At 60.3% G+C, this 23,167-nt stretch carries 18 protein-coding genes; 9 read left to right on the forward strand and 9 right to left on the reverse strand.

What is annotated here, in order from left to right; all coding sequences use genetic code 11:
- The first annotated feature begins 320 nt into the window (after positions 1-320).
- Both trpE and LOC68_RS22890 read left to right on the forward strand, forming a co-directional pair.
- Entirely contained in the window at positions 321-1,820 is a 1,500-nt protein-coding gene (gene trpE, locus LOC68_RS22885) for an anthranilate synthase component I (protein WP_230223047.1), read from the forward strand.
- Between the two features lie 571 nt (positions 1,821-2,391).
- Entirely contained in the window at positions 2,392-3,045 is a 654-nt protein-coding gene (locus LOC68_RS22890) for a hypothetical protein (protein WP_230223049.1), read from the forward strand.
- 121 nt (positions 3,046-3,166) lie between these two features.
- Here the strand turns inward: LOC68_RS22890 and LOC68_RS22895 are convergent, their stop codons facing one another.
- Positions 3,167-5,050 carry a metallophosphoesterase gene (locus LOC68_RS22895; RefSeq protein ID WP_230223051.1) on the reverse strand — a complete coding sequence of 628 codons (1,884 nt, stop codon included), beginning with the start codon at positions 5,048-5,050 and terminating at the stop codon, positions 3,167-3,169.
- A gap of 136 nt (positions 5,051-5,186) precedes the next feature.
- The gene (locus LOC68_RS22900) at positions 5,187-5,675 is read right to left on the reverse strand and encodes a M50 family metallopeptidase (protein WP_230223053.1); all 489 of its coding nucleotides are present in this window, start codon (positions 5,673-5,675) and stop codon (positions 5,187-5,189) included.
- A gap of 200 nt (positions 5,676-5,875) precedes the next feature.
- Between LOC68_RS22900 and LOC68_RS22905 the strand changes: the two genes are divergently transcribed.
- Positions 5,876-8,800, forward strand: coding sequence for an FAD-binding and (Fe-S)-binding domain-containing protein (locus LOC68_RS22905; protein ID WP_230223055.1), 2,925 nt, complete (start codon positions 5,876-5,878; stop codon positions 8,798-8,800).
- A gap of 161 nt (positions 8,801-8,961) precedes the next feature.
- On the opposite strand, the gene LOC68_RS22910 is transcribed toward LOC68_RS22905, so the two are convergent.
- The 4 genes from LOC68_RS22910 to LOC68_RS22925 all read right to left on the reverse strand — a co-directional run bounded on the left by LOC68_RS22910 (position 8,962) and on the right by LOC68_RS22925 (position 14,930).
- Positions 8,962-10,419, reverse strand: coding sequence for a sulfatase family protein (locus tag LOC68_RS22910; protein WP_230223057.1), 1,458 nt, complete (start codon positions 10,417-10,419; stop codon positions 8,962-8,964).
- 125 nt (positions 10,420-10,544) lie between these two features.
- Positions 10,545-11,435, reverse strand: coding sequence for a diacylglycerol/lipid kinase family protein (locus LOC68_RS22915; RefSeq protein WP_230223059.1), 891 nt, complete (start codon positions 11,433-11,435; stop codon positions 10,545-10,547).
- Positions 11,436-11,593: 158 nt separating this feature from the next.
- A complete protein-coding gene (locus tag LOC68_RS22920) occupies positions 11,594-13,927 on the reverse strand; it encodes a hypothetical protein (RefSeq protein ID WP_230223061.1) in 2,334 nt (777 codons plus the stop codon).
- A 418-nt stretch (positions 13,928-14,345) separates the two neighbouring features.
- Positions 14,346-14,930: an RsmD family RNA methyltransferase gene (locus tag LOC68_RS22925; RefSeq protein ID WP_230223063.1), complete on the reverse strand. Its 585-nt coding sequence runs from the start codon at positions 14,928-14,930 to the stop codon at positions 14,346-14,348.
- Between the two features lie 161 nt (positions 14,931-15,091).
- Between LOC68_RS22925 and LOC68_RS22930 the strand changes: the two genes are divergently transcribed.
- On the forward strand, positions 15,092-15,349 hold the full coding sequence (locus tag LOC68_RS22930; protein WP_230223065.1) for a hypothetical protein: 258 nt from the start codon (positions 15,092-15,094) through the stop codon (positions 15,347-15,349).
- Positions 15,350-15,467: 118 nt separating this feature from the next.
- Here LOC68_RS22930 and LOC68_RS22935 read toward each other — a convergent pair whose 3' ends face one another.
- From LOC68_RS22935 to LOC68_RS22945, 3 genes are all read right to left on the reverse strand, one after another.
- On the reverse strand, positions 15,468-17,003 hold the full coding sequence (locus tag LOC68_RS22935) for an ammonium transporter (RefSeq protein ID WP_230223067.1): 1,536 nt from the start codon (positions 17,001-17,003) through the stop codon (positions 15,468-15,470).
- Between the two features lie 549 nt (positions 17,004-17,552).
- Positions 17,553-18,212, reverse strand: coding sequence for a pilus assembly protein TadG-related protein (locus tag LOC68_RS22940; protein WP_230223069.1), 660 nt, complete (start codon positions 18,210-18,212; stop codon positions 17,553-17,555).
- Between the two features lie 35 nt (positions 18,213-18,247).
- Positions 18,248-18,733, reverse strand: coding sequence for a TadE/TadG family type IV pilus assembly protein (locus tag LOC68_RS22945; protein WP_230223071.1), 486 nt, complete (start codon positions 18,731-18,733; stop codon positions 18,248-18,250).
- A 355-nt stretch (positions 18,734-19,088) separates the two neighbouring features.
- Between LOC68_RS22945 and LOC68_RS22950 the strand changes: the two genes are divergently transcribed.
- The 5 genes from LOC68_RS22950 (at position 19,089) to LOC68_RS22970 (ending at position 23,116) form a co-directional block, all read left to right on the forward strand.
- Positions 19,089-19,274, forward strand: a complete 186-nt coding sequence (locus LOC68_RS22950; RefSeq protein ID WP_230223073.1) for a hypothetical protein — start codon at positions 19,089-19,091, stop codon at positions 19,272-19,274.
- A 96-nt stretch (positions 19,275-19,370) separates the two neighbouring features.
- Positions 19,371-19,835, forward strand: a complete 465-nt coding sequence (locus tag LOC68_RS22955; RefSeq protein ID WP_230223075.1) for a hypothetical protein — start codon at positions 19,371-19,373, stop codon at positions 19,833-19,835.
- Positions 19,836-19,851: 16 nt separating this feature from the next.
- A complete protein-coding gene (locus LOC68_RS22960; RefSeq protein WP_230223077.1) occupies positions 19,852-21,438 on the forward strand; it encodes a hypothetical protein in 1,587 nt (528 codons plus the stop codon).
- Positions 21,435-22,697, forward strand: a complete 1,263-nt coding sequence (locus LOC68_RS22965; protein ID WP_230223078.1) for a hypothetical protein — start codon at positions 21,435-21,437, stop codon at positions 22,695-22,697. The genes LOC68_RS22960 and LOC68_RS22965 overlap by 4 nt, the downstream gene beginning before the upstream one ends.
- Positions 22,698-22,708: 11 nt before the next feature.
- The gene (locus LOC68_RS22970) at positions 22,709-23,116 is read left to right on the forward strand and encodes a hypothetical protein (protein ID WP_230223080.1); all 408 of its coding nucleotides are present in this window, start codon (positions 22,709-22,711) and stop codon (positions 23,114-23,116) included.
- Positions 23,117-23,167: the final 51 nt, after the last annotated feature.

A 23,167-nucleotide genomic window follows, 5' to 3' on the forward strand; every position in this document is an offset into this window, starting at 1 on the left:
GCGACCGGCGAAGCGAACCTTTGCTCGAACTTCGCCACTACATCAGAGCGTCTGGCTGCGGATGCGTCGACCTAAAGTCAGCCGCCGGGCCTAGATATGCCGCCGACGGACAACTGGATTCTATCGGGGCAGGGGACTGCGTCAAGACGATCGTACCCCAGCGGACGGTCGCAATCGCGCGGCCTAAGTCGTGCATTTGCACTGGCTTACCGCTGCGCCGGCATTGCCGCTGAGCCGCCCCCTTGCTAGGCTTGGACGCAGCCCGTTTGGTCACCTAGCTATCACCACTAGCCGGCCTTCGCTTGCCGCCCAAAAAACTGATGCCGCACGCACCTGACTTCGCCCAATTTTCCAAACTGGCCGCTAACCACGATCGCGTCCCCGTTTTTCGGCGGTTGATCAGCGATTCGCTCACCCCCGTTTCGGCGTTTCACAAGCTCGATGACGGGCGGCCGGCCTGTTTGTTCGAGAGCGTGATCGGCGGCGAAAAGATCGGCCGCTACAGCTTTTTGGGGTTTGATCCCGACTACCATCTCTCGGCGACCCGTACCGAAGTGACGGTCGCCACCGGCGAAAAGGTGGAGAAGTTCTCGTGCGAAAATCCGCTGGAAGAACTTCGCCGCCGTCTGGCGGACGTTCGCGTCGCCCACCTGGATGGGTTGCCTCCGTTCACCGGCGGCGCCATTGGCTATGCCGGCTACGACGTAATTCGCTACGTCGAAAATCTCCCCCACGCCCCAGAAGATGATCGCGGGCTTCCTGATCTTTCCTTCGGTTTTTATCACCGGTTGGTCGTCTTCGATAACGTCGCGAAAACGGTCGACGTCATTGTGCTAGCCAAGTGCGACGCCAAAGGTGAGGCCGAGCTGAAGAAAACGTACGAAACCGCCTGCGGTGAAGTTGACCAGATCGTCGCCAAGTTGACGGCGTTCGACGCCCAGCTAGTGCCGACCGATATCGACACCGGCGGCCCGGTCACCTTGAAGTACACTTCCAACTTCACCCAGGAAGAGTTTGAAAACGCCGTCCGCAGCTGCGTCGAATACATCAAAGCGGGCGACATCTTTCAGGTGGTGCTCAGCCAACGGCTGCAAACCGAAATCAGCTGCGATCCGTTCGAGATCTATCGAACCTTGCGGATCGTGAACCCGAGCCCCTTCATGTTCTTCCTCCGCACCGCCGAAACGACCCTGGTCGGCAGCTCGCCAGAGATCATGGTGCGGGTCGTCGAAGGACATGTCACCGTACGTCCGCTCGCCGGGACGCGTCCCCGCGGCAAGAACGAAGAAGAAGACAACGCCCTGGCCGAAGAACTGCTCGCCGATCCGAAGGAACGTGCCGAGCATGTGATGCTGGTCGACCTGGGCCGCAACGACGTCGGCCGCGTCGCGCAGTACCGAAGCGTCGAAGTCTCGGACGTGATGGTGATCGAACGTTACAGCCACGTGATGCACATCACGTCAAACGTCACGGGCCAACTGCGCGACGACTGCGACGCGTTTGACGCCTTGGCCGCTTGCTTGCCGGCCGGGACGGTCTCCGGCGCCCCGAAGGTTCGGGCGATGGAGATCATCGACGAGTTTGAAACCCGCCGCCGCGGCCCGTACGCCGGCGCTGTCGGCTACGTCGACTACAGCGGCAACATGGATACCTGCATCGCACTGCGGACGATTGTGATCCAAGGGAACACGGCGTACGTCCAAGCGGGCGCCGGCTTGGTCGCCGACAGCGTCCCGAGCAGCGAGTTTCAAGAGACGCTGAACAAGGCCCGCGGGTTGCTGAAGGCGATCGAAATCACGGAACGCCGGGCGGGGAAGTAGTTCTTCAACTAGCCCGCAGCGCCAGCAAGGGAATGTGGTCAGCTCGCATTTAGTAGCCCGAAGCGCAAGCGAGGGAAATGCGTCCGCAAGCCGACACGGCGGCGCGAGTCGATTACTCGTTTCCCACGTTCGTTTCTCATCGCCAGACGGGGTGAATTGCAGAGAGCGTTCTTTGGCGGCAGAACGACGTTGGCGTTTCAAACCCCGTCGCCCATTGAGCACGCATTTCCCTCGCTTGCGCTTCGGGCTACTAATGGCTTGCGCTGCGGGCCGGCCGTTTCTAGGTGACCTCCGCCGCCGGGGATCCTGGTGGCCGGGGCGCCCTGGACCGCTTGGTTTTCTTTGATCGGACAGGGGCGTTCGTACGGGCTTGTATGCCCTGACCAGACGAGGTCGGCGTGGTATTTCTCGACGAGGGGAGCAAGCTGGCGAACCCGACTTGCCGCGGTCTTTTCGCGGCGAAATGGCCCAGAAATTTTCTACTGTCCACCTTTGCGGCGAAATGGCCACTATCTGGTAGAGCCAAGCCGCTTTTGGCAAAACAAGCAACCAACAAAACTAGGGCAATACCATGAAATTCTCTCTGATTACGCTGTTCGGTTCGGTGGTGATTCTGGCGTTAATCTGCGGATTCGCCGAAGAAGCATCGGCCCAATTTCCCAAAATCAAAAACACTCCCTTCGACACCAATACCTGGCCGAAAGTAAAGATCGGCAGCGGCAATCAGAACAACTCGAATTTGATGGTCTATTCGCCGCCGTACATTGATGCGAACGGCAACGTCTACAGCGCGACCAGCAACACCGGCCAAACCGCGCGATATTTGGGCAAGGCGAAGATCGAGAAGCTTTCCGACGGCTGTTACTACGTCGCCTACGTCAACGGAAGCGGGCGAATCACGCGAAAGACAAAGTGCCCCAGCTGGATGTCCTCGAATAATACGGGGGGCAATATTCAGTTCGACAACCAGGTCAAAAAGAAAAAGATCCAGAAGCCCTCGAGCCAATCGACCACCCAACCCTTGACCATTCCCCAACAAACGACCAATTCGACTTCTCAGCAAAACGCCAACGCTCAGCTTGCGGCCGGTATTCTCGACCTCATCGGTAAGGGAATCCAATCCGCTCAGGAAAACGAACGCCGCCAACAGCAGTGGCAGCAAAACCAAAATCGTCCCTACCAGCAGCAAGGCTATCCGAACTGGCGACAAAACCGCTGGCCGTAGTCCGATCGACCATTAGCAGCAGCTAAAATCGCAACACGCCCTGGTATATCCAGGGCGTGTCTTTTTCTTGCGAAACGAAACTGGCGACCGCATTCCCTCGCTGGCGCTGCGGGCTAGTGTTCTACTTCGCCTTCTTCTCAATCGTAAACGTATCGAACAAGTGATTATCAAGGTCATACGCCTTGAACTCCAACTTCCCGTGGTTCACATAGACCATCGCCCAGTGGTGGCCGCGGTAGATGTTGTTTTGGAAGTAGGGACGCGTGGGGCCGGCCGTTTCTAAGTGACCTCCGCCGCCGCCGGTGATCATGTAGACCGGGGCGCCATCCTGGACCGCTTTGTTTTCTTTGATCGGCCAGGTACGTTCGTACGAGTGAATGTGGCCGGACCAGACGATGTCGACGTGGTATTTCTCGTAGAGGGGAGCAAGCTGGCGAACCCGCAGGTCGCCGTGCGTTCCTTTGTTTGTCTTCCAGAGATTGCCGTAGTCGTCGCCGTCGGACGAATAGGCGGGGTGATGGTGGCAGACGATTTTCCAAACGGCGGTCGACTCGGCGAGTTGCCGCTCGAGCCATTTGTATTGTTCGCTCTGGGGATCGACCTTCTGGTTGGTGTCGATCATGAAGAACTGCGTGTTGGCGTAGCGGAAGGTGTAGTAGTACTCCGGATCGGGGAGCGACATGTAGCGATAGTAGTTGATCGAGCGGCCATCTTTGTAGCGATAGGTCTCGTGGTTGCCGATCACCGGATAGAACGGGACGCGGCTGATCAGCGGGTTCATGCTGCTGAAAAACTCGTGCGTCCATTGGCGATCGTCGCTGCCGGTGTTGACCAGGTCGCCGGCATGCAGCAGAAAGCTGGGACGCTGTCCCCACGCATACTCGGCCAACTTGCCGGAGACCGCCGGATTCCCCTGCGTGTCGCTCATGACCGCAAAGGCGAACGGCGTGTCGCGATCGTCGATCGCGGTGCGGAAGGTGAGAACGTCGCTCGTGAGCTTCGCCCCGTCGGCGGCGACCGTTTCGGTGCGATAGAAGTATTGCGTGTCTGGCGTTAGCCCTTCGATCCGCACTTCGTGCATCTCGTCGGCGCCGGCCGCTTCGACCTGTTTGGTGCAGGCGTCGGTCTCGCCGTAACGAACGACGGTCGTCCCTTTCTTATTGGTTCGCCACATCATCGTCATGCCGGTCTGCGTGCCGTATTGCAGGTAGGGCTTGATGATGTAGCTGAGGGGACCGCTGACGTCGAACGCCGGGAGTTTGGCGAGCGCCTGGCCATGTTCAAAATCATGCGCGACCCACGCCGCTTTGGCCGCCATGTCGTAAAGCGAAAGTTCGCGGATGCGGCCATGCATTGGGTGGTTTTCGTTGGAGTCGCGATAGCCGCCGACGACGACCGGCGCCGACTTCGGATAGAGGATCTCGCCTGACTGCTCGTCGCTCGAAGCGTCGAGCTTGCCGTTCACGTAGAGTTCGAGCAGCTTGCCGTCGTAGACCGCAACGACGTGATAGAGCTTGCCTGGCTCGTACTTCGTTTGCCCTTTCAGGTAGGTCATCTTGCCGTCGCCGTCATCGGCGCCTTTGGTCGCCAGACCGACGTAGAACGACTGCTGGTCGTAGCCGAGGATCCAACCTTGCTCGGCGTTGCCGTTGTCTTGGATCGCGCCGAGGATCCCGCCCCACTCGGTCGGCGAATGAACGGCGACCCACGCGGCGACGGTAAAGTCCCGCTTCGGCAAGAACTCGGCGACGCTTTTCAGATCGTCGGCGAGCACGCCGCCGGTTTGTTGACCAGAGAAGAGCAGCGACTCGCCGAGATCATCCTTGGCGATCGCATGATCGGTCGCCAACTTCACGTCCGGTCCCAGTCGCGACTTTAGCGTGTCGCCGTCGATCGACTCGGCTCGAAACTTCCAGTGGGCGACCGGGTCAGGCCCGTCATGCGCCAACAGAGGGGAAGCGAACGTCGAAATCGTCAGCAGCAGAATTGCGGTGAGCCGTCGCATCAGGCGAGCCTCTGTGCGGTGAGCGAAGTGGTGGATTGGCGAGAAAACTCTACCTTATGCTAGTTCTTGCCGGCGGAAAGGGTAATGACAATACGCGCATTTCCATTGACCGTATGCACCAGCGGTAAACCGAGCGTTAACCGATCCACCCTTGGACGATTTCCTCGACCTGTTCGCCGTCGAGCGTTTCGTGGGCCAGCAGATTGTCGGCGATCACGGCGAGGGCCGCCCAGTGGTTTTCGGCGTCGAGCAACTGATGCAACTGCCGCGTCGCTTCCTCGAGATAGCGGAGTCGCTTCTGCTGGTCGCGGAACAACGGGTTCGCCGCTTCCCACGCGGCTTGCCAATCGTCGGCCCACTCGGCGACGTGCCCGGGATGAAAGGGCTCGCCGCTGTAGAGCATCTCGGCGACCGGTCCGGCCAATGCGACCAGGACGAATTTCTCTTGCCGCTGTTTGGGCGTGAACTGCGACAGCCGCCACTCGATCTGGGCGTCGCCAAACCTGCGCGGGCCCTCGTCATCTTCCGGTTCGATGGTGATGCGGCGCACGCGAGCGCCGACCAGGACCGCCATCAACGCGTGTCCCGATTCGTGGTAGGCGACTACTTCTTGATCTTCGTCCATGGCGACCTTTCTGCGTCGCGGCAGCATAGCAGATTGTAGCGGCGGCGACGATTTGCCGCCGGCGATTTGGTCAATTGGAGGGGGGCGGAATGAGGTTCTAGCGTGATTTGATCTCGGCGGTCTGGTAGACTTGCTCGGCGGCTCACCTTGCATCGCCTCTCTCGCTCCCTTCCTGCGCAATTTGATATATCGCCTCGGTTATGAAAAAGCTGTTCCAGCCTGATCCGCTTCTGATTCGTCCCGTTGATCACCAACCGACCGCCGATCGCGCGCCGGATGAAATCGCCGCCGGTTCGCCGGCCTGGCTGCGTGACGATCTGGTCGAGATGTTGGGCGCCGATCAGGTCCTCTCGCGACCGATCGACCTGATCAAGTACGCCAGCGACGCGAGCCCCTATCGGTTGTTTCCGAAGGTGATCGTGCTGCCGAAGCATGTCGAAGAGGTACGGCAGATCTTCGCTTACGCCAAACGAAAAAATCTGCCGGTGACGATCCGCGCGTCGGGCTCCAGTCTGAGCGGCCAGGCGCAAGGGGATGGCATCTTGATCGAAGCGCGGCGGCATTGGGCCGGGTGGACGATCGAAGAAGAAGGACGACGCTTGCGGGTACGCCCCGGCACGGTTCTCTTCCGCGCGAATCTCGCCTTGGCGCCGTATGGCTATCGCTTGGGACCTGATCCGGCGAGCGGCAGCGTCTGCACGATCGGCGGCGTGGTGGCGAACAACTCGAGCGGCATGTGCTGCGGCACGGCTCAGAATTCGTACCAGACGATTGAGTCCCTTACGTTCCTGCTGCCAAGCGGCCATTTGATCGACACGGCGTCGCCGACCGCTGCGGAAGATTTTGCTGCTGCGGCGCCTGAGCTGTGCGCGGGGCTGTTGGAAATCAAGCAAGAAATCGAAGCGGACGCTCCGCTGGTCGAACGGATCCGCCGCAAGTTCAGCATCAAGAACACGACCGGCTATCACATGGAGGCGTTTCTCGACGCCGATACTCCTCTGGAGATCTTCCGGCGGCTCTTGATCGGTTCCGAAGGGACGCTGGCGTTTCTCTCCGAAGCGGTCTTCCGGACGGTGCCGGACGACAAGCATCGCCTGACGGCGTTTCTGATCTTTCCCGACATGTATGCGGCGGCTGCGGCGGTGGCGCCGTTTGTCGAAGCCGGGGCTGCCGCGGTTGAGCTAACTGATCGAGCGTCGCTTCGTTCGGTCGAAGGGAAGCCGGGCGTGCCAGATCGTTGGCGGGAATTGGGAGAATCGGCGACCGGCTTGCTGGTCGAGTTTCGCGAAAGTACCGCCGAGCGTCGTGACGCCGCACTGTCTGCCGCCAATCGCGTGCTCGAAAAATTGAGTTTGGTCGAGCCGGCCGAGTTTACGACCGATCGCAAACTGGCGGCTCATTTCTGGAGCGTGCGGAACGGGTTGTTGCCGTCGGTCGGCGGATCGCGGCCGCCGGGGACTTCGCTTATTCTGGAAGATGTCTGCTTCCCGAAAGATCGTCTGGCCGACGGTGCGATCGACCTGCAAAAGCTAATGGCCCAGCACCACTACGAAGGCTTTGTGTTCGGGCACGCATCGGCCGGCAACTTGCACTTCCTGATTACCCCCTCGCTCAACACGCAGTCGGAAGTCGATCGGTACGATGCGTTCATGGCCGACGTCGTGGCGCTGGTGGTCGACAAGTACGACGGTTCGCTGAAAGCGGAACATGGAACGGGACGCAACGTCGCGCCGTTCGTCGTCCGCGAATGGGGACCGAAGCTGACCGGGCTGATGTGGAAGCTGAAGCGGCTGACCGATCCGGATGGGATTCTCTCGCCGGGGGTGCTGCTGTCGGAAGACTTGATGTCGCACCTGCAGAATCTGCACACGACGCCGATTGTCGAAGACGAAGTTGATCGCTGCGTCGAATGCGGTTACTGCGAACCAGTTTGTCCGAGCCGTAACCTCTCGACCACGCCGCGGCAGCGAATCATTTTGCGACGCGAGATGATGCGGCAACCGGTTGACTCGCCGGTGACGTTGGCGCTGTTGCGAGACTATGAATACGAAGCGATAGAAACGTGCGCCGGCGACGGGGTTTGCTCGATCGCTTGTCCGGTGAACATCAACACCGGGCACTTGATGAAAGAATTTCGGCGGCAAGAGCATACGGCGACGCAGGAATACGCGGCGAAGAAGGCGGCGCAGAACTGGTCGACCGTCGAAAGCGTCACGCGCACGGCGCTGCGGGCCAATCAATGGTCGGCCGGCACATTGGGCGAGTGGCCTGCGAAAGCGCTGACCGGCGCGGCGCGAGCCGTCGTCAGCGAAGATGTCGCGCCGGCGTGGCTTCCCAACTTGCCGGCCGCGGCGAATACGAAGCTGCCGAAGACCGATCCCGAGAAGGCGACCGCCGTTTACTTCATGGCTTGCGTGAACCGGATCTTTGGCGATTATCCTGGCGCCAAGCCGGCGATGAGTCTCGCCGACGCGCTGGTTGCTGTCTCGGAACGTGCAGGGATGCCGATCTTCATTCCGAGGGACGTTTGGGGGAACTGCTGCGCGACGGTCTGGCACTCGAAGGGATACGAGCAGGGGAATGCCTTCATGGCGAACAAGATCGTCGAGAGCCTTTGGCGATGGAGCGACGCCGGCCGCTTGCCGATCGTCTGCGACGCTTCTTCCTGCACGCTAGGGATCGCCAGCGAAATCATCGAATACCTAAACCCGGAGAATCGGGAGCGTCATACGCAGTTGTCGCTGCTCGATTCGATCGATTGGGCGCACGACTATCTGTTGCCGCGACTGACGATCAAACAGCCGGTCGGTTCGGTCGCGATCCATCCGACCTGTGCGACGCAGCATTTGGGACTCGGCGAGAAGCTGAAAACGCTCTGCGGCGAACTCGCCAAAGAGACGGTCGTGCCGATCCATGCGACCTGCTGCGGCTTCGCCGGCGATCGAGGACTTCTCCATCCCGAACTGACGAAAAACGCGACCGCCGAACAAGCGGCCGAACTGGAAGATCGCCAGTTCGATCGTTATCTCTCGAGCAACCGGACGTGCGAGATTGGTTTGAATCAGGCGACCGGCGCCGATTATCGCTCGGTGATTTTCTTGTTGGAAGAATTGACGAGAGACTAAACACTAGCCCGCAGCGCAAGCGAGGGAATGCGCTGGGCTAAATGACGAATGTCGAAACCAGAATGACGATAGGAAGAGGGTTCGTCATTCAAGCTTCAACATTCGTCAGGTTCTTGCGACCGCATTCCCTCGCTTGCGCTGCGGGCTAGTGTTGGGGGCGTCTACGGGCGTTTTTCGACGTCGATCTTGGCGTCGTTCGCTTGAGCGGGGCCAGGGGTACTGCGACCATTGTCGATGATGCGATCGAGTTCGCCGCGTAGCTCGGCGACTTTGTCAGGCATGTCAGTCGCCAGGTTATTGGTTTCGCCGAGATCATCGCTCAAGTTGTAGAGTTGCAGCGGGAGGAGTTTGCCGGCGGCGACTTGTTTCCAGGCGGGGCCAGGTTTCGGAGCGGTCCAGCCGCCGGACCCGGGACAGCACGCCAATTTCCAGACGCCGTCGCGGATGGCGAAATAACCGGAAATGGAATGGTGAATAACCGGCGTTCGCGGCTCGATCGCTTTCCCTTCCAACACCGGCAAAAAGCTGACGCTATCCTCGGCCGCGTTTGCCGGCAGGTCGACGTTCAACAAATCGGCGAGCGTCGACATGACATCAGTCAGGCAGACAAGTTGATCGGTGCGCGAGCCCGATTTGACGACCGCTGGCCACGATACGAGAAACGGCACGCGATGTCCCCCGTCCCAGATGTCCGCCTTCGAGCCGCGGAGATCGCCGCTGGGAAAGTGCCCCAGTTGTTGCAACTGCGACATTTTCGAAGTTGGGGCCGACGTACCGTTGTCGGCGCTGCAGATCACCAACGTGTTGTCATAGAGGCCATTGGCTTTCAGCGCGTCGATCACCTGGCCGAACGCATCGTCGGTTTGCATCACGAAATCGGCATGTTCGTTGAGCCCGCTCTTGCCTTTCCATTGGTCGCTGGGGACCACGGGGCTATGGGGCGAACTCCAGGGAATGTAGAGGAAGAAGGGCACCGTTTGATCCTTGCGGCTTCGGACGAACTCGACTGCCGTTTGCGCCAAGCGAGGGAGCATCTCGACCGGCTTGATCGTCGCGGTAACTTGATCGTTATCAATCCAGGTTTCGATTTGTCGCGCGTGGTGAAAACCATGGAACTCATCGAAGCCGCCCCGATCAATCGGACCATGCGTGACGCGGGCGCCGACCGGAACGGCGTCTTCTATTTTTTTGCCGTCAAACAACATGCCGAGATGCCATTTGCCGATGATCGCCGTGTGGTAACCTTGTAGGTGCAGCAGCTTTGCCACCGTCAGGCGATCGGCCGCGATCAACGACTCGCCTCCGGTGAGAACGCCTGATTGCAGACGTGTACGAAACGCATACCGCCCCGTCATCAGACCGTAGCGGGTTGGCGTGCAGACCGACGAACCGCTATGAGCGTCGGTGAAGATCATCCCGCTCGCTGCGATTGCGTCGAGTCGCGGAGTCGGAATCTTGCCGCGAGTCGGATTCAGGCATTGCAATTCGCCAAATCCAAGATCGTCCGCCAGCATGACGACGATATTGGGACGAAGCAGCGCAGACTCTTCGGCGGCCAGAGGCGTTGCCAGCGCCGTCAGGCAAAACGCCGTCAATACTTTCCAAGTGGGGCGATTCATGAGCGCGTTGGTCCAAGCGGTTCGGGGCGTTGTTGGGTTTCCCCCCAGCCTACTCGCTACGTCCGCAGAAAGAAATTGTGCGGCGTCGTTTCCGGCGCCCGAAAACTTGTCGCGCGGGCCGTCGCTTACGCGAAGTCGGGGCCGACGATGATCTTTTGGGCCTGGGGCAGGGTAGTGAATGTGAACTCGTGTCCGACGACCATCTCGCCATCAACGGAGAACTCGAACTCCTGTTCGCTGCGGAGGCGAATCTTGCTCGCTTGACGATGGAAGACCGACGGGTGCTCCAGGTAGGCGCCTTGCAGGAAGCTGGCGGCGATGGAACCGAGTTCAATCAGGCTTTCCCCTTGGAGGCCGGTCACCTCCAGAAGTCCATCGTCCACTTTCGCACGTGGCGCCACTTCAACTCCGCCGCCGACCGTCCGTCCGTTGGCGATCGTCAGCGTCCAGAGATCGATTGAAAACGGATCGGCGTCATCGAGCCACATCTGCAACTGGTACTTTTCGATCTCCGGCAGCGCTTCCAAACTGCAACGCGCATAAGCGAATGGTCCCCAGAATTGTTTTACCTCGTCGCTGACGCGCTCTTCGACTTTGCGTTGATTGCCGCCGGCGGCGACGTTGATGAACCAGCGCGATTCACCGTCATGGTCGAGCTGGATGACGTCGACGTCAGCGGTTTGACCAGCGCGAATCGCGTCAATGGCGGCGAGCGGATCGGGGGGATAGCCGAGCGAGCGGACGAAGTCGTTGCCGGTACCGAGCGGCACGACGGCCAGCGTCGGGCGAGTTTCGCCGGAGTGGAGATGGTGAATGATGCCGCTGATCCCGCCATCGCCGCCGGCGACGATCACCAGGTCTTCGTCGGCGACGTGCTCGAGACAGCGGCAGGCGTCCTCGAACGACTCCGTTTCATGAAACGAGTCGCCGGCCAGGGCGATCAACTCGGCTTTCGCTTCGGCGGCAGCGGCGCCTTGGCGAGCGTTGCGATTCCAGATGACGACGTAGCGGCGCATCGATACTTCCTAGAACGGGGAGAGAACCTTTTCCCCTGTTCTAGAGCAGATTGGGCGCCAAACAGCGCGGCGCCGATTCTGTGCGAGAATCAGACGCCGCTATTGGTGGAAATTGATCGTCGGGCGATCGAAGTTCGGGCGAAGTGATCGCCAGACGATCAATGCAAGATCTTTTGCAGAATAGCGCCGTGCCCGATGCGGACTTTCGGCTCTTCCGGCGTTTCGGCGGCGATCGCTTGCTTGGGGCTGATCGCCAGCGCAACCCAACCGTCGTACAGGGCGAGTTGCGTCAACTCGAACTGCTCCAGCCGCTTGTCGTCGGCGACTTGCGGCGGAATGATCGGAAGGGAACGTTGCTTGGAAAAGACCTTGGCGAAGACCCCACGTAGCGCGATTTGTCCGCCGAAGCCAAGCTCCGAACCGTCGAGTTTGATCGTGCCTTCGCGGACCAACTCGGCACGCAAGCCGTTGATCTGCGGCGCGTAAGAAACGAAGACGCGGAAGTTGCGATAGACGCGTGAGCCGCTGGTGAGTTCGGCGATCGCGATCGACATTTCGACCTTGCCGTCCTGGATCCGAATCTCGATCGGGTTCTCGTCGGCGAAGACGACTTCGACCCCTTCCGGAAGTTGATCGAGCAAGGCTCCTTCGGTCGGCGGCAGACGCGATTCGATTTTGCGAACGACCTCATCGAGCGAATAGCGGCGGCCGGCCAGTTTCAATTGGCGAACGCTGTTGTTAAGGCTCGACTCGTGCAGCTGGAGACTGAGAGCGGCGTCCTCGAAAGCGACCGGACGAGGCGTGTGCGCGGCAAGTTGCATGTCGCCGGCGATGCGGAAGCGGCCGATCAGTTGATCTTCGGTGGTGTTCATGTCGATGACGGCCGGCGAGAGCCCCATCTCACGCAGCGGATCGACTGCCAGGCTGACGAGTTTGTCTTGCCAGACGTCGACTTTGTCGTTGAGCCCGGCGTCGAGCTGCTGGATCGCGTTTTGTTCGACTTTCCGCTCGACCACATGGCGAGCTTCCAGTTGCTTCGCTTCCGATTGATTGCGAGCGACGGAGCGGACGATCGAACCGATGAGCGGCACGTCGTCGTAATCGGTACGCAGGCCGTTGATGCCGGTCGACGTTTGGGCCGATGCGGTCGCCGGCGAAACCCAGAAGCCAAGCGGATTGACGACGAGCTGCTTCGACGCGTAGTAGTGCGAGCGACCATGGTTGAAGACGGTCACCGGGCCGGAGCTGCTCGAGGTGTTGCTATCGACCACGCCGATGACGTCCAGCTGCACGCGCCATTGATTCGGATCAGGCGAAAGTCGCAGCTTCAAATCGGTTTCGCGGCGACTGCGTCCCAGGACGCGATTTCCCAGGATGTGATCGTCGACATCTTGTTCGGCCGGCTCCATCTGCGGCAGGAGCGCGTCGAGCAGCGATGAAGTGACCGCGATGCGACAGTTGGCGTTGCGGTAGTGTCCGTTAATCCGGTCGGCCAGCTCGACCACTTCGGGGTTGTCGCTGTAGTGCAACGAGAGGCAGTAATCGGCCAGACGCGTCGCGTCGTCGGAGGTCAGGGTCGATTCAAATCGTTCGATCTGCGAAAGGGCGGTCGCCAACGAAACGTCTTCCGCCGCCCATTCGATCAGCTCCTGCTGGAAAGGTTCAAACGGAGCGCTAGCGAGCAGCTTTTGTTGCGCCTCGTCGAGTTCGGTCGAATTCATCCGCTGCAGGACCTTGCGGGCCAGCTTGCGTCGTTCCAGTTCGGGATAGCCGAGCGACATCGCGTCTCGAATGTGATCGAGCATCAGAAAGTCGTTCCAGCTGAGGAGCTGACCGCCGACGCGCAGTTCTTGTTCGACGCCTGCCAGCGGAGTCGCCATCAGCTCGGGATTCAGCGACGGGCGTTTGGCGCCAACGACCGACTGAGCGCACGCATGGAGCGGACGCCAGATCGCGAGTCGTCGCTGCAGGGCGAAGCCGACTTGCAGCATATCGGTCCGCTTCCAGGAATAGCCGAGTTGTTCGGCCAGCGTGGATGCGTCGTTATGGATCACCACCAGTTCGTCGAGGATTTCGCCTGACTCGTTCGATTCGAGTGGGAGTCCTTCCAGCTTGTTCAGGGCGCCGTCGAGTCGCGCCGCCCAGGCTTCGCACTCGGGGTGAACCGCCACGCGGGCGACCAATGCTTTCAGTTGGGGCGTCGGCGGCCAGACTTCGCCCAGCGGCTTGGCAGGCGCCAGAGGCTGGGTGATGACCAGCGGGGCTCGCTGCGGCGCTTCTTCGGGGCGAACGGTCGCCGAGGCTCGCGGCAACGTCGGCAGCACCGGATCCGGCGTTTCGACGCGCGGAGCAGGCATCGCCAGCAGCGGTTCGACCGGCTGCATTTCTTCCGACGACGACGGCGACAGATCGAGCGAGAATTGCTTTTCGACGCGGGGGGCCAATTCGGCCTCCAGCGGACGCGTGTGCGGATCGGCTAGGGTCGGTCCCATTTGGGCGACCTGGGCTGGCGGCTGGGCGAGAGTCGGTTCTCCCTCGATCCGCGTTATCGGGAAGGTCGGAGTTGGTTCTTCCTTGGCAGGGGTCGGAGCTGGGGCTGGCGCAGCCGGCTTCGCTTCCGCTAAACGTGAAGCGGAACTGGGTGCTGCGGATTGCTGCCAAAGCCAGGGAGAGGCTGCGCTGAGCCCTAGCAACAATACGCCGTACGCCCAATAGGCCGGATGGAGGATTTGGGGATTCCGCCTAGAAGTCACCGTGGTATGACCCTCGAGAAGTGGCTTGTGCGCTGCGAGTCCGTAAAGGGACGTACCCCTAAAATCGGATTCTCCGCTCGCGTAGTGAAATCCGATTCGCGCAAACGGTACCGCGCGGCGGGCTTTTTTCACAAGCGAAGTAAACTTGCGCGCGACGCTAGCTGGCCAACTCGCTCCAATCGCGCAAGATTCCAACCACGGCTGGCGGATACTCGCGGACATCCCACGCTGCGGCGTGGGGGAGGCTAGCAAAGTCGAAACGCTGATCCGACTCGACCACGAAGACGCTCTCCAGCGGCGCCGCCGCTAGCAGCGTGCTAATCAGCGTCAGCATGTCGTCCGCCTGACTGATGAACAGCTCGTAGGGCGGGCTGCAAAAGACAACCCAGGGGGTGTCGTCAAACTTGGGCAAGCGTTTCGCCCAAAAGAAGGTGTTCGCCGCGAAGAGCTGGGAACGTTCGCCCAGTCCCAGGTTATCCAGGTTTTGGCGGACGAGTCGCGAGGTCGGGATGTGACGCTCGATAAAGGTGGCGCTGACGGCGCCGCGACTGAGCGCTTCGATCCCCAGCGCGCCGGTCCCGGCGAACAGGTCGATCGCGTGCTTCCCTTTGATGGACGGCCCGACCAGGTTGAAGACCGAGGCGCGAACCCGCTCCTTCATCGGGCGAGTCACGTCTTCGCCGGAGTAAAGGAGCTTTTTGTTCTTCAGCTCGCCGCCGATGATGCGGATCGGCGCATCCAAACGGAGCTCTTTCCCGCCAGAGGCTGGCTTCGACTTTGGTTTCGGTTTCCCAGGGCGGCTTGGCATTCGGCTACAATCAAACGCAGAGACGTCAAAACAATCCGATCAGACGACCAGAATCTGGGGCCGCCGTCAACCGGTTCCGCCCCACGGAAAACCTCATGAGCGACGCCGAGCCGATCAGCGAACTGGAGAAAGAGATTCAGCGACACCGTCGCGCCCAGATCTTGTCGGTGGCGATCGGCAATGGAGCGACGCTGCTGATGCTAATTGGGCTGATGATGCAGTGGAGCATGCTGGCGGTCGGGGGAGCGCTGACGACCGCGATTTGCTTCGTCTCGATTCTGTGGCGCGGCTGGAAGTCGGCCGCGGCGGCGAAGAAGCTCGATCAGAGCCGCCAAGAAAAAACCCCGGCCTGAAAGGGCGAGGCGGAACACCCTTACAGGCCATTGGGGTCGAACTTCTGGCCCAGGCAAAGGCCGAAGTATCAGCGAAAGGTGAGCCTGGCCGCAGCCAGACTCACCATGACATTTCTCACTAGGCGCCGTGGGTAACGGCTCCGGAAGTCGAGGACGCAGTCGCCGGGCTGCCGCCAGGGGTGCCGCCGAGCGATTCCGAGACCAAGTGCGGCGGGTAGGCGTACATACCGTGTTCGGTGATGTCCAGACCCTTGATTTCTTCTTCCGCCGGAACGCGAAGCCCAATGGTGAACTTCAGGAGGAGGAAGATGATCAAGCTGGTGCCGAAGGCCCAACCGAAGGCCGACGCGACGCCGATCGCTTGCGTGATCAGCTGAGCAGGACCGCCGCCGGTCAGGATACCGACGTCGCCAGCCCACAGACCGATCGCCAGGGTACCCCAGGCGCCGCAGACGCCGTGTACCGAGACGGCGCCGACCGGGTCGTCAATTTTGATCTTGTCGAAGAAGACGCAGCTGAAGACCACGATCATGCCGGCGATCAAACCGGTGATCGAGGCGTAAACCGGCGACATGATATCGCAGCCGGCGGTGATGCCGACCAGACCAGCCAGGGCGCCGTTCAAAGCGAACGAGGTATCCGGCTTCTTGAACATGATCCACGAGACCATCAGAGCGCCGATGGCGCCAGCGGCCGCCGACAAGTTCGTCGTGACGGCGATGTAGGCGAAGCTGCCGCCGCCAACCGCGGTGGTGCTACCCGGGTTAAAGCCAAACCACCCCAACCACAGGATGAACACGCCGAGAGCAGCCAGCGGAATGTTGTGACCCGGGATCGGCTTGATCTTGCCGTCCGCGGTGTACTTGCCGATACGGGGACCGATGACGATGGCGCCCGCCAGAGCAGCCCAACCGCCGACCGAGTGAACGACGGTCGAACCAGCGAAGTCGAGGAAGCCCTGGCCTTCGAGCCAGCCGCCGCCCGCATACAGACCGCCCCAAGCCCAGCTACCGAAGATCGGGTAAACGATCAAGGTGATCAGGAACGAGTAGCAGAGGTAAGCGACGAACTTGGTGCGTTCGGCCATGGCGCCCGAGACGATCGTCGCGGCCGTCGCGGCGAACACCGTTTGGAAGATCAAGAAGGCCCAGTTGAAGCCTTCGTTCGAGTTGGTTTCGAGAGCGGCTTCGCTGGCGCCGTCGAAGACGAACAGCGTCGTGCCGCAGAAGCCGTTGGTCACGCCGAACATCAAGCCGAAGCCGACCAGCCAGAACACCAACGAACCGACGGAGAAGTCCATCAGGTTCTTCATGATGATGTTACAAGCGTTCTTCGCACGGGTGAAACCGCATTCCACCAACGCGAAACCGGCCTGCATGAAGAAGACGAGAAACGCCGCCAAGCAGGTCCAGAGAGTGTCGACGTCGCCTTGGAAAGCGGCGAGGTCAGCGCTGAGCGATTCGATCGTCGGAGGGGCTTCCTCCTCTTCGGCTTCCGCTTCGGGAGCCATTTCGCCTTCCGCGGCAGCTTCCGCAGCGGGCGCTTCCGTCGCATTCGCGTCTTGCGCTCGCAACGGGGCGGCGACTACCATCGCAACCGCCAGTGCACAAAACATGCACCATAGTTTGGGATTAAGGGAGAGGGAACTCAACATGGGCCATTACCTTAAGTTGGAGTGAAAACAGTCAGCCTCTAATGCCAGGGCCAATTTCTTTTTTGGGTCCGCGTTTCATGTTTGCCCAATGCGGGCAACCGCCAGAATCACGAACCCGACGTGCACGTCTGGGTGGAAAAGCAACAGTTGTGCCACGCAGTGCTGGCGCCGTTTATGAAAAAGGGGGAGAAAATAATGCAAATAGCAACAAACCGTGTGGAGAGAAGTAGTTGCAGCCGACAACGGTTTGTTCATAAACCGGAAAGATTTTGCGCCAGTTGGTCACTTTGCTGCGATCCTGCGCATCGGTTCTGCGCGATCTCTTAGCAATCAGCCGCCTCAATCGCGGCATTTACTCCACCGATGGAAGATGAACGGACCGCAATAGGCCGTTTGAGCCAGTTAGAGGTAGATCGATTTCCAGAGGCCTTTTCCCCCCTTCGTCGCTGTGCCCTGACGAATCAGGCTGTTTGAGTGGGGAAAAGTTGCGGCGGAGAGCCTCCGGCGTCTAGGCTCCTTTGGTCGCCGCTTGCGCCAAAACCAGATCGGTTAGGGAGACGCGATCGAATCGATCCGGACAATCCGGGCTCGGCCGTCGTCGTCAATCATCGCGACGGTTTCGGCTTGGATCGCATAAGGCCCCAGCGTAAAGCCGCCGAAGCTGAACTCACTCGCGACCGGGTAAGCCGAACGCGCCAACACGGCATAGAAGTAGTTGGGATTGTGAGGGTCGGCGTTGGGGTCGAAGATCACGGTCGGCTGCACCTGGGTGATCGCTCCGAAGACGAGCACGCCTCCGCTCGACGCATTTTGGTTGCCATTGCCGTTGGAATGATGGTTCAGGCTAGGATCGTGCAGCGAGAAAGCGCTCCCGAGTACGGTATTGCTCGCAGCAAAGTCCGCCGCGACCTGGCGAGCCGCCAGCGTCGAGTTGGGACCATGGTGATCGGCGTGTGGATTTTGGGGAGGATGGGGATGCGGGTGAGGGCCGTGATGATGGTGGTGATGGCCCCATTCGATCACAGCGGCGAGAGCGGCCGCTTCCAGGGCATCTTCCACTTCGGCCCGAGCCAACCACAAACGTCCCGTTTCGATAGTCATCAGCAGCCCGATCAGCGCGAGCGGCAGAAAGACGATCAGCCACAATACAGAGACCCCGCGACGCGAACGGCGTGCGCGAGATCGACGATTTGGGGCGATGATCGACATGAAACTTGTTGTGCGTAATTAAGTAGTATCGCTGGTTAAGGGCCGCCGCTATGTTGCGGCGGATGAATCGGCATATCGTGGTGACGCAGCGTCGTCGTCTGCCAGACGATCCGCCCCGAGATATCCATTCCCAACGTCTTCAATAGATTGGGAGTCAGGCCGGTCATCGGCATTTGAACGGCGACGCGCACGTAATCTCGCGATGTCGGCAGGTTATTGAGCAGGTCGGTCGGGACCGGGTAAGTCGTGCCGGCGGTTAGTTGGTGCGTCCCGCCTTGGGTGTTGTGCAGCAGAATAATCTGTCGTCCGGGGAGATTCAGCGTTTCCAGTTGCCGATCGACGGCGACGATGACGCTGCCGGGTGGACTTCCGTTGGAGGGAAGGGGAATTCGCGATGCGACGAGCGCTCCGGCTCGGCTGGCTGCTTCCAGGCGAGGCAAGTTCGCGTATAGAAGATAGAACTCGACGATCGCTAGTAGCAGGATTAGTAATATCGGGAGCGTCAGAATCAGTTCCAGCACCACCCCGCCAGGCCGCCGACTAGTCGCGCGCTGGATCCCCTTAGGGCTCAAAAGTTGGAGGTTTAGGTAGTTCAAGCGGATCGTGACGCGTAGGGGAGTATGGTGGCCAGCGACAACTATTCATTAACGTGAGCGGGCTTCGCCACGTCAACTATTTACCGCCGTATCGACGCAAGTTTCGCCATATAAGTCGGTTATGCACATATTTTAACTGATGGGAAGTTGAAAGCGGTTGTCCGCGTCATTACCGTAGGGATTAAGCCAAAGAGCGCATTTGGCGAAGATTCGCTATCTTTGCAGGATAGCGAATCCTGGATGTTCCTCCCCACCCAGCAACTACGGATTTCGCGCGAACATGAATTTTTTGAAATCTCGATTGAGCAAACTTGCCGCGGATCAGGATGGCGGCGTGTTTGTCGAGTATCTGATCCTCCTCACATTGATCGGGATCGGGGCGATTGCAGGCTTGGCGACCGTGCGCGGAGCGCTATTGAACGAGTTGATTGATCTGGCGGATGCGATTTCGCAAATCCAGATCTAGCGGAGGCATTCCGCAGTTTGCGGATGCGTCTCTTCTTACTCGTTCATCGGTTTAGCGGAATTTGCTGCCTGTATGCGCGCCTTGATCTCAAACACGGTGTCGACGCGAAAGCGATTGCGCTCCGGCGTTCAAACGTTGGAGTTGGTAATCGCTTTTCCACTGCTCTTGATCACCTCGCTGGCGATCGTGCAGTTCGCTGCGCTCTCGGCGTTTGAAGCGACGGTCGAAGCGGCCGTCGCCGAAGCGGCTCGCGAAGCGGCGAAGACGATCGACCCGATGGACGCACCGCAGGCGGCGCTCGTCACCTTCAATCAGGCCATGCAGTTGCATGGACTCTCGACCAATACCCCCAAGATCGCCTTGGCGGTTGATCAGGTCGGCAAGCACACGGTATACGGCGATCCGATGTTCGCCCCTTCGCCGGGTTCGGTGATGGTGGGAGAAGTTCGGGTGACCGCCGCCATATCGCTGCAAAGCGCGCCGACGCTGAATTTGTTGAAAACGTTCGGGCTCGATTTCGACCAACGAACTATTGAGACGACCCATGTTAGCGGCGCCTAAGCAGGAGCACCTTGGCATGGATCCGGCCAACGACAAGTCGAACGACGCTTTGCAACCAGCGGCGACGCCGGTATTGAGCGATCGATACGCGCTCTCGGCGCTCGACTTCGCCGTCGTCAGCTTCTTTGTCGCCGCTTATCTCCTGTTTTACTACTTGCCGTTACCGACCGTTGGAGTTTGGCGGGATATCACGGTCGGGCGAACGATTCTGGAAGAATCTCAGCTGCCGCAACATCCGGTTCAACTTCCGCTCGCGGCGACCAGTTCGTACCGTGCGACCAATTGGTTGGCCGACCTGTCGTTGGCGCTGATCAATCGGGCCGGCGGACCGGAAGCGATTTCGCTCGCCTCAACGCTGGTCGCCTGCGGATTCTTGCTGTTCGTCTACTTCGTGCTTTGTCGCGGCGAGGCGCCGAAGTGGCTCAAGCTGGTCGCGGTCGCACTTGCGGCGGCGACGCTACTGTTCCAGTGGCAAGGGCTCACGCCGGCGATGGCTTCGTCGGTACCATTGGCTCTGTTGCTGGCGCCGCTGGCGATTTTCGCTCGCTGGCGAGAAGCGGAGGGAACGCCCTCGATCTGGACCTGGATCATCGCCCCCATCGCGATTGTCGCGTGGGCCAACACGCACTGGACGTTTATCGCCGGTCCGCTGCTAATCTCGGCGATCGCCAAGGGAGTCGCCTACGACTCGCTGTTTGCCGGCAAAACGCTGAGGGAAACGCTCGGCAGCCGCAAGGTGCAAGCGTGGGCCTGGCTCGCGCAGCTTTGCTGGTTCGCAACGCTCCTCAATCCATGGGGCTTTGGCGTTTGGGCCGAAGCATTCGAACAAATTGTCCGCCCGCTCGACGGTTCGGCGCCGCTGGTCTTGGCGTCTGGTCCTGGCGTGATTGTCGCGCTGCTGGTTGCGGCGCTCGCCTTTCTGCTCCGACGCTCCAAGGCGCCGGTCCATGGCGGCGACGTCATGCTGTTTGTGGTCGCGACGATTCTGGCCGCTTGCAATACGCATTTTGCGCTGACGCTGGTTGCGGTGGCGACGATGGTCTGTTTGCCGATGACGGTGGGCATGTTCCCGCAAAGAGAAGCCGCCAAGTCGCCTGTCTCCACCGAAAAGAACGAAGAGCCGCGTCCGCTACGATTCGCCTTCACGCTGTTGTCGCTGCTGGCGATCTGGATTGGTTTCGCGCTTAGCCCGATCAGCGCTTCGGTCTTGGGAGGAACTCCGCGGTCGCTCGCCAAAGCGATCAATGATCCGCCCTTGGGCGTGGTTCGTTATCTCAATGAACATCCGCGTGAGCGATTCATCTTCGCTCCGGTCGCGTGGAGCGACTTTATCGCCTTTGCGACCGTCGATTCGCCGGACATGTTCGCGACGTCCGACTTTGACCGGCTGCCGCAGCAGGCGAAGTTCGACTATCGCGGATTGGTCCAAGGGGGCGCGCAGTGGCAGCGCATTCTCGACCGGTACGACGTCGACACGCTGGTCATCGACAAGCGAACGCAAAGCGAGTTCGCAACGCAGGTCGTAGGGGACCTGAACGCCGAATGGGAACTGGCCTGGGAAAGCGATCGCGCATTAATCGTTCAGCGGAGGATCGCCGGATGAGCGTGACCAATTCCAGTCCGCGGCGCGGGATGTCGCCCAGTCTGTTCATCCTGGCGCAAGTCGTTTTGCTGGCGACGTTGTCGACCGGGATCGCTTGGGCCCTGTCGAGCGATCATCAGGCGAGCGTCCCGAGTTTGCCGCGCCTGCGAAATGCGCCGGAGCTGGTCGGCCCGCAGTACGACATGCGGGAGCTGATCACCGACGACCAACTGCGAATGGTCCTGGTTCGGCTGCGGCCTCGTCTGCGACACCAGCAACCGAAGATCAATCATGTCGACCACGCGCTCCGGTTCTGGGGAGCCGATGCGAAGTTCGCCGATCCTGAGTGCCTGTCGGGCGAAGAGATGCGGCGGATGCTGACCAACATGGACGTCTTCCATGAGTATTGGGGAGACGCGACCCGCGATTTGATCACGCCGGGCGAATCTGGCTGGGGCGTGCGAACGCAGCAAGGCGCCGCAACGGCGAGCCACGTCGATCACACCCTTGGCACGCTGGCCGAGATCGGCACGCCGCTTGATTTTCCGATCAAGTCGCACGATGCGACGTTGACGGTGCGTGACCTGCTTGTCGGCGCGCTTCGCGACTTCCGGTTGAATCAACAAGAGTACGAGTGGACGACGATCGCGGCCGCTTCGTATGCGGCCGACGACGGAGCGTGGGTTTCACGCGAAGGAGAGCGAATCACCTTCGATCAACTGGCGCAGCGGATCATGCGGCAACAGTGGGTGCAGGGAGTTTGCTACGGCAATCACCGCTTGTTCACCTTGGCCGCCTTGTTGCGATTGGACGAACAAGTCGGCCTGTTCCAAGACGCAGCGACGCGGGACGAGATCATTGCGCATCTCACCGAAGCGACGCGGCGTCTGGTCGCGAGTCAAAACGAGGCGGGCTACTGGGATCAAAACTGGTACGACGGCACGCAAACGCCGGTCGACGAAGGGCTGTCAGATCCGCTATCGCGGCGGCTGCTAGCCACGGGGCATGCGCTGGAATGGTGGGCGATCTCCCCCGCCGAGGTGCAGCCTCCCCGAGAAACGAAGATCCGCGCCGGCCAATGGCTAGCGACGGAAGTCGAGAAGATGAGCGACGACTCGATTCGCGACAACTACACCTTTTTAAGCCATGTCGGCCGAGCGCTGGCGCTGTGGCGGGGAGCTTTGCCCGCTGATCAGTGGAGTCGTCTCGAGTGCGACCAGGCCCTGCAAATCAACGCTACTCCTGCGGGCGAAAATGAAGATTCGCCCCCTTCCCAATGAGGTCCGCTAGCATGCGACTATTAAATCGCCTTTGGTCCGACGAATCGGGTTTCGTCAACTCGGCCGAGTTGCTATTGTTCAGCACGATTGTCGTGATCGGTCTGATCGTGGGTCTGGCGACCCTTCGCGACGGGATCGTGCAAGAGTTGGGCGACACTGGGCAAGCCGTCGGTCAACTTGATCAATCTTACGCAGTGGAGTTTCAAGACGGCGGACATCTACAAGTCATGGGGAACCAAGTCATCGTCGACAAGACGTACGGCGGCGTTCATGTCGTGACTGGCTTTCGAAACTTTCGGTATATCGACCGACCTGATCTCGGCGACGGCCCAGATGTCGCGGGACAACCACCAGGCGGAATCGTCATCGGCGGCAACGGCACAAATGAAAGCGGCATGTTGCCGAATCCCGTCCCCTAACCAGGGAGACGTTGTGCCTGTTCCGCGCAACGTCGTTTAGAAGAAAAATCA

This window comes from Blastopirellula sediminis (assembly GCF_020966755.1).
GTDB classification, from domain to species: domain Bacteria; phylum Planctomycetota; class Planctomycetia; order Pirellulales; family Pirellulaceae; genus Blastopirellula; species Blastopirellula sediminis.

Excerpts from the sequence above, each read along its gene's own strand:
- trpE (WP_230223047.1), top strand. The coding sequence starts at position 321 with ATGCCGCACGCACCTGACTTCGCCCAATTTTCCAAACTGGCCGCTAAC.
- LOC68_RS22890 (WP_230223049.1), top strand. The coding sequence starts at position 2,392 with ATGAAATTCTCTCTGATTACGCTGTTCGGTTCGGTGGTGATTCTGGCG.
- LOC68_RS22895 (WP_230223051.1), bottom strand. The coding sequence starts at position 5,050 with ATGCGACGGCTCACCGCAATTCTGCTGCTGACGATTTCGACGTTCGCT.
- LOC68_RS22900 (WP_230223053.1), bottom strand. The coding sequence starts at position 5,675 with ATGGACGAAGATCAAGAAGTAGTCGCCTACCACGAATCGGGACACGCG.
- LOC68_RS22905 (WP_230223055.1), top strand. The coding sequence starts at position 5,876 with ATGAAAAAGCTGTTCCAGCCTGATCCGCTTCTGATTCGTCCCGTTGAT.
- LOC68_RS22910 (WP_230223057.1), bottom strand. The coding sequence starts at position 10,419 with ATGAATCGCCCCACTTGGAAAGTATTGACGGCGTTTTGCCTGACGGCG.
- LOC68_RS22915 (WP_230223059.1), bottom strand. The coding sequence starts at position 11,435 with ATGCGCCGCTACGTCGTCATCTGGAATCGCAACGCTCGCCAAGGCGCC.
- LOC68_RS22920 (WP_230223061.1), bottom strand. The coding sequence starts at position 13,927 with ATGGGACCGACCCTAGCCGATCCGCACACGCGTCCGCTGGAGGCCGAA.
- LOC68_RS22930 (WP_230223065.1), top strand. The coding sequence starts at position 15,092 with ATGAGCGACGCCGAGCCGATCAGCGAACTGGAGAAAGAGATTCAGCGA.
- LOC68_RS22935 (WP_230223067.1), bottom strand. The coding sequence starts at position 17,003 with ATGTTGAGTTCCCTCTCCCTTAATCCCAAACTATGGTGCATGTTTTGT.
- LOC68_RS22940 (WP_230223069.1), bottom strand. The coding sequence starts at position 18,212 with ATGTCGATCATCGCCCCAAATCGTCGATCTCGCGCACGCCGTTCGCGT.
- LOC68_RS22950 (WP_230223073.1), top strand. The coding sequence starts at position 19,089 with ATGAATTTTTTGAAATCTCGATTGAGCAAACTTGCCGCGGATCAGGAT.
- LOC68_RS22960 (WP_230223077.1), top strand. The coding sequence starts at position 19,852 with ATGGATCCGGCCAACGACAAGTCGAACGACGCTTTGCAACCAGCGGCG.
- LOC68_RS22965 (WP_230223078.1), top strand. The coding sequence starts at position 21,435 with ATGAGCGTGACCAATTCCAGTCCGCGGCGCGGGATGTCGCCCAGTCTG.
- LOC68_RS22970 (WP_230223080.1), top strand. The coding sequence starts at position 22,709 with ATGCGACTATTAAATCGCCTTTGGTCCGACGAATCGGGTTTCGTCAAC.